Annotated in this window: 6 protein-coding genes; 3 read left to right on the forward strand and 3 right to left on the reverse strand. The window is 67.2% G+C overall.

Going from position 1 to position 6,000, the window contains the following annotated elements:
- The first annotated feature begins 41 nt into the window (after nucleotides 1–41).
- Nucleotides 42–1,343: an MFS transporter gene (locus tag FG99_RS08085; protein ID WP_043268677.1), complete on the forward strand. Its 1,302-nt coding sequence runs from the start codon at nucleotides 42–44 to the stop codon at nucleotides 1,341–1,343.
- Nucleotides 1,344–1,575: 232 nt separating this feature from the next.
- Here FG99_RS08085 and FG99_RS08090 read toward each other — a convergent pair whose 3' ends face one another.
- Nucleotides 1,576–2,082 carry a hypothetical protein gene (locus FG99_RS08090; protein WP_009613357.1) on the reverse strand — a complete coding sequence of 169 codons (507 nt, stop codon included), beginning with the start codon at nucleotides 2,080–2,082 and terminating at the stop codon, nucleotides 1,576–1,578.
- Nucleotides 2,083–2,578: 496 nt separating this feature from the next.
- On the opposite strand from FG99_RS08090, the gene FG99_RS08095 reads away from it, so the two are divergent.
- A complete protein-coding gene (locus FG99_RS08095; RefSeq protein WP_043268679.1) occupies nucleotides 2,579–4,651 on the forward strand; it encodes an AsmA family protein in 2,073 nt (690 codons plus the stop codon).
- Nucleotide 4,652: 1 nt separating this feature from the next.
- Here FG99_RS08095 and FG99_RS08100 read toward each other — a convergent pair whose 3' ends face one another.
- A complete protein-coding gene (locus FG99_RS08100; RefSeq protein WP_043268681.1) occupies nucleotides 4,653–5,108 on the reverse strand; it encodes a GyrI-like domain-containing protein in 456 nt (151 codons plus the stop codon).
- 112 nt (nucleotides 5,109–5,220) lie between these two features.
- On the opposite strand from FG99_RS08100, the gene FG99_RS08105 reads away from it, so the two are divergent.
- A complete protein-coding gene (locus FG99_RS08105) occupies nucleotides 5,221–5,475 on the forward strand; it encodes a hypothetical protein (protein ID WP_043268683.1) in 255 nt (84 codons plus the stop codon).
- A 16-nt stretch (nucleotides 5,476–5,491) separates the two neighbouring features.
- Here FG99_RS08105 and osmE read toward each other — a convergent pair whose 3' ends face one another.
- Nucleotides 5,492–5,842 (reverse strand): osmotically-inducible lipoprotein OsmE, encoded by a 351-nt coding sequence (osmE, locus tag FG99_RS08110; protein WP_009613351.1) that lies wholly within the window; start codon nucleotides 5,840–5,842, stop codon nucleotides 5,492–5,494.
- Nucleotides 5,843–6,000 lie beyond the last annotated feature (158 nt).

Here is a 6,000-nt window from a genome sequence, read left to right on the forward strand (position 1 = left end):
TCTCGTCCGCCGTGCGCAGCGTCGCCCGGCGAGGTAGCCCCATGTTCAGCCCGCTCGTCACCTTCCCCGCGCTCTACACCGCCACCCTCCTGATGCTGGCCGGCTCCGGCCTGTTCACCACCTACATGGGCCTGCGCCTGACCGCCGAGGGCGCCGGCGACCTGTGGGTCGGCGGCCTGATGGCGGCCTATTACTTCGGCCTGGTCTGCGGCGGCAAGTTCGGCCACAAGCTGATCGCCGGCTTCGGCCACATCCGTTCCTACGTGGCCTGCGCGGGCCTGGCCACGGTGATCGTGCTGCTGCACGCGCTCATCGACACCCTGGCGGTCTGGGTGGCGCTGCGTTTCGTGATGGGCGCGGTGATGATGAACCAGTACATGGTGATCGAGAGCTGGCTCAACGAGCAGGCCGAAGGGCACCAGCGCGGCAAGGTGTTCGCCGGCTACATGGTGGCGGTGGACCTCGGCCTGGTGCTCGGCCAGGGCCTGCTGGCGGCGAGCCCGGCGCTGGACTACAAGCCGCTGCTGCTGGTGGCGATCTGCTTTTCCGCCTGCCTGATCCCGCTGGCGCTGACGCGCCGCGTGCACCCGGCCAAGCTGGTGGCGGCGCCGCTGGAGATCGGCTTCTTCTGGAAGCGCGTGCCGCAGTCGCTGGGCACCATCTTCGTCGCCGGCCTGATGGTCGGCGCCTTCTACGGCCTGGCGCCGGTGTACGCCAACCGCAACGGGCTGGACACCTCGCAGTCGAGCCTGTTCGTCGGCATGTGCATCGTCGCCGGCTTCTGCGCGCAGTGGCCGCTGGGCTGGCTGTCGGACCGCGTCAACCGCAGCTGGCTGATCCGCGGCAACGCGCTGCTGCTGTGCGTGACCGCCGCGCCGATGTGGGGGCTGATCCAACTGCCCTACTGGGCGCTGCTGGCCAACGGCTTCGTCACCGGCATGTTGCTGTTCACCCTCTACCCGCTGGCGGTGGCCCTGGCCAACGATCACGTCGAGCAGCCGCGGCGCGTGGCGCTCTCGGCCATGCTGCTGACCACCTACGGGGTGGGCGCGTGCATCGGTCCGCTGTTCGCCGGCGCGCTGATGAGCCACTTCGGCCCGGGCATGTTCTACATGCTGGTGTCGGCCTATGCGCTGGTGCTGATCTTCTGGGTGCAGCCGCGGCGCGTCACCGGCATCCACCGCGTCGACGAGGCGCCGCTGCACCACGTGGCCATGCCCGACACCGTCAGCCCCATGGCCGCCACCCTCGACCCGCGGGTGGAAGAGGTGCCGGAAGAGCTGGTGGTGGAGGCGCCGCCGAGCATCGGCCGCTCCGACGGTTCGCCCGACCAGGCGAGCTGACCCGCAGACATGAGAAAGCCCGGCGAATCAGGCTGTGTGAAAACCTCCGGATCGGTCCAGCTGGTTAAAAAACAACCTGGATTTCGCGTTTCTACGCGGATTCTGGGTTGGCTGAATAGCCAAGCCTTTTCAGATTTCACGTAGGAACGCACTCTTCGAAGAGCCGCTCGGGTTTTCACACAGCCTGGAATGCCGGGCTTTTCTTTCACCTTGCGGTGTACTGCGCGTGGCTTCAGGCCTGACGGAAGTGGGCGTTGAAGACGGTGTCGCCACCGGATTCGGCAACGCTCATGGCGCCATGCAGACGGTCGATGGTGTGGCTGCTGCCGTTTTCGGCCACGCGGGCTTCTTCGCTACCCATTTGCTTGTGCAGACGGTCGATGGTGTTGGAGCTGCCGTTCTCGGCTACGCGAGCCTCTTCACCCATCTGCTGGTGCAGGCGGTCGATGGTGCGGCTGCTGCCGTTCTCGGCCACGCGGGCTTCTTCACCCATTTGCTTGTGCAGGCGATCGATGGTCTGGCTGCTGCCGTTTTCCGAAACGCGGACCTGTTCGCTCAGTTGCTTGTGCAGGCGGTCGATGGTCTGGCCGCTGCCGTTCTCGGCGACGCGGGCCTGCATTTGCTGGTGCAGACGGTCGACGCTGTAGGAGGAACCGTTCTCGGCCACTTGCGGGGCGGCGAAGGCGAGGTTGGCGGCGATCAGGGAAAGGGCGAAACCGAAGGTGAGAGTGCGTTTCATGATGTGTGGCTCCTGGAGGAAAGGGGTGTTGTTCTGGACACGGAGCCAGTATCCAATCTGGATTATCGATTTGAAAACGAAGCCGGGCAATTGTCGTTATCGATGCCGATGATGTTTAATTTATTCCTTTAAAAACAATTAATTGATTGTGAATATTGACTTCTATCAATGGTCTCGATGGGGCGTATCGACGTGATTGTTAATATCTGTCGATTAGATAAATCTACCGGCGCAAAAGGCCAGGGCTATCGCCGCAAGCGGCCCGGTCGCTCGCTAAGCCGCATGCCAGAGCGGTTGCGCCTGTTTCTGGGGCATGGCGTCGGCTTGCATCGATGCGCGGATACCGGCGTGCGGCCGGGGTGGCGTGCTACGGTGGGGAAGCGTTCGATTTTCCGCCCCGGCGATTTTTCCGGCATTTCGCCGGCGCCCTGCGGTCCAATCCGGTAGAAGAGCCTGCCTGGGCGCACCCAACCGACGCGGCGACAAGGAGTTCTGCATGACGCGCGGCGCAAAAATCTGCCTGTTCAGCCTTGCCGGCCTGCTCACCCTGCTGGTGGCGGCGCTGGCGTTCATCGCCACCTTCGACTGGAACCGTGTGCGGCCGTTGATCAACGACAAGGTCTCCGCCGCCATCGGCCGCCCCTTCGCCATCAACGGCGAGCTGCAGGTGCTCTGGCAGCGCGAACCGGAGGAGGGCAGCTGGCGCGCCTGGGTGCCCTGGCCGCACTTCGCCGCCAGCGACATCACCCTGGGCAACCCCGACTGGGCGCAGGGCAAGACCCGCGCGGCCGAGTTCGCCAGCCTCAAGCACGTGGAGTTCCGCCTTTCGCCGCTGCCGCTGCTGTGGCACCAGGTGGTGATCCCGCAGGTGCGCCTGACGCAGCCCAGCGCCGACCTGCTGCGCCTGGCCGATGGCCGCGCCAACTGGACCTTCACCCTGCCGCCCAAGGAAGAGGGGCAGCCCGAGGAGCCCACGCCCTGGTCCCTGGCCATCGGCGAGATCGGCTTCGACAAGGGCCGCGTGGGCTTCGACGACCAGACCCTGAAGACGCGCCTGGAAGTGCTGGTGGACAGCCTCGGCAAGCCGGTGCCCTTCGCCCAACTGGCCGGCAAGGCGCTGGGCGGCGAGCAGGCGGCGGCCACCCAGGACTACGTGTTCGGCTGGAAGGTGCGCGGCACCTACAAGGGCCTGCCGCTGGCCGGCGAGGGCAAGGTGGGCGGCGTGCTGGCCCTGGAGGACGCCAGCCGGCCGTTCCCGCTGCAGGCCGAGGTGAAGGTGGGCGACACCCGCGCCGCGGTGGTCGGCACCCTTACCGATCCGCTGCACCTCGGCGCCCTGGACCTGCGCCTGAAGCTGGCCGGCAACAGCATGGCCAACCTCTACCCGCTGACCGGCGTGACCCTCCCGGACACCCCGGCCTATTCCACCGACGGCCGCCTGCGCGCGCAACTGCACGACCCGGACGGCGCGCGCTTCGAGTACCAGAACTTCAACGGCAAGGTCGGCGAGAGCGACCTGCACGGCAGCCTGACCTTCGTCAACGGCCAGCCACGGCCGCGGCTCAGCGGCAAGCTGACCTCCGAGCAGCTGCGCATGGCCGACCTCGGCCCGCTGATCGGCGCCGACAGCAACGCGCAGAAGCAGGCGCGCGGCCAGAGCACCCGCCAGCCGGCGGACAAGGTGCTGCCGGTGGAGGAATTCCGCACCGAGCGCTGGCGCGCCATGGACGCCGACGTGGAGTTCGCCGGCAAGCGCATCGTCCACAGCGACAAACTGCCGATCAGCGACCTGCAGACCCACCTGCGCCTGGAGAACGGCCTGCTGCGCCTGGACCCGCTGCGCTTCGGCGTGGCCGGCGGCAGCCTGACCGCGCAGATCCGCCTGGACGGCGGCAAGGCGCCGATGCAGAGCCGGGTACAGCTGCAGGCCCGCGGCTTCAAGCTGAAGCAGCTGTTCCCCAGCTTCGCGCCCATGCAGACCAGCTTCGGCGAACTCAACGGCGACGCCGCCCTGAGCGGCACCGGCAACTCGGTGGCGGCCATCCTCGGCGGCGCCAACGGCGAGCTCAAGCTGCTGATCAACGACGGACGGATCAGCAAGGGGCTGATGGAGATCGCCGGGCTGAACGTCGGCAACTACCTGGTGGCCAAGCTGTTCGGCGACGACGACGTGAAGATCAACTGCGCGGCGGCCGACGTCGGCATCAGCAAGGGCCTGGCCCAGCCGCGGATCTTCGCCTTCGATACCGAGAACGCCATCATCAACGTCGAGGGCACCAGCAACTTCGCCACCGAGCAGCTGGACCTGGACATCATCCCTCACAGCAAGGGCGTGCGGCTGTTCTCGCTGCGCTCGCCGCTGTACGTGCAGGGCACCTTCAAGAACCCGAAGGCCGGGGTCCACGCCGGCCCGCTGATCGCCCGCGGCGCCGGCATGGTCGCCCTGGGCGTGGCGGCGGGGCCGGCGGCCGGGCTGCTGGCGCTGATCGCGCCGAGCAAGAGCGAGGACAACCAGTGCGCCGCCCTGCTGGCGCAGATGAAGCAGCCGGCCCGGGCGCCGAAGCGCTGAGTCAGTAGATGGGGATGTACAGGTCGGTTTCCGAGGTGGCGTCGTCCGGCCCGTGGAAGCGCTCGGTGTAGCGCTCGAAGGATGGCGCGTTGCGCGGTTCCAGCCCGCGTTGGGGCAGCAGTTCGGTGTGGATGCGCTGGAAGCTGTCGGCGATGCCTTCCACCGGCCCGATATGAGTGAACACAGCGTACTTCTGCGCCGGCACTTCGAACTTCACCATGCCTTCGGGAATCGCGGTGCCCGGTGCGACCGGCAGGCCGGCAATGTAGTGGAAGACGCCGCCGGCGGCCTGGGCGCAGATGCCATAGGCGCTGCGGTCGTCGGCCTGCGCGGCGACCTCGTGCTCGCGCGGCAGGAAGCGCTGCCAGAGCTGGCCGATGCTGCCGTCCTGGCCGTCGCCACGGTATTCCAGGCCCACCACGCTGAAGGCGGGCAATTCGACGATGCGGTGTTTCATGAGGTCCTCTCCTGTTTTCCTGCTCGCATGATAGACGGCAGCGATAAAGGCTGAATATTTTTCGCAGCGCCCGGTCCATTGCTCTGTTCCCCCTTTGCAGAAGGAGATTGCCATGCCTCGCAACGGTACGCAGGGCCACACGGCGCGCCACGAGAAGCAGCGGGCGCACGTTCAGGCGCATTATGGGAAGCTGGGCCTGAGCCCGGAAGAGGTGGACGCCCTGGCCAGGCTCGCCCGGCGCAGCAAGCCGGCCACCGAGAAGTTGCTGGGCATGACGCGCAAGGAGTTGCTGGCGCGCGCGACCCGCGCAGGCGTGCGCGGGCGCTGGCGGATGACCAAGGCCGAGCTGGTGGCGGCGCTCAGCTGAGCGCCGCCCGCCGGCCTCAGGGGTGGGCGTCGCGGTCGTGGCGGTCGCGTTCGGAACAACTGAGGAAGCCGGTCCCGTCGACCTTGCCCTGGTCGTCGAAGGTCACGTAGTAGGGCTGCTCGCGGCCGTCCTTGTTGAGGATGTAGCTGTTGCAGCTACCGGCCTTGTACGCCCGCGCCTGGCTGCTGGACGGCGGGCCGCCGACGCGCAGCACCTCGTCCTTGCTCATGCCGTCGTGCACGTCGCGCACCAGCGGCGCGTCGCGGTAGGTCACCAGGTTGACCGGGTTCTGCACCCGGGTGGATTCATGGGAACAGCCCGCGAGCAGGGCCAGGGCGGTGGCGGTCAGCAGGGCTTGCCGGTACATGGGGCCTCCTTGTCGGCTCGGACCTGTGGGTGGTGCTGTTTCGAGTCGGGGGTGGGGAGGGGAGTTCGAAAAAACTGGGGGGGTTGGGGCTTGGGGCGGTGGCGTATAACTGCGAACGGTTATACGCCCTACGGGGAGTGTGGCTTTTTTGGGGGGGG

It is taken from the genome of Pseudomonas sp. AAC, assembly GCF_000725445.1.
Taxonomy (GTDB): domain Bacteria; phylum Pseudomonadota; class Gammaproteobacteria; order Pseudomonadales; family Pseudomonadaceae; genus Pseudomonas; species Pseudomonas citronellolis.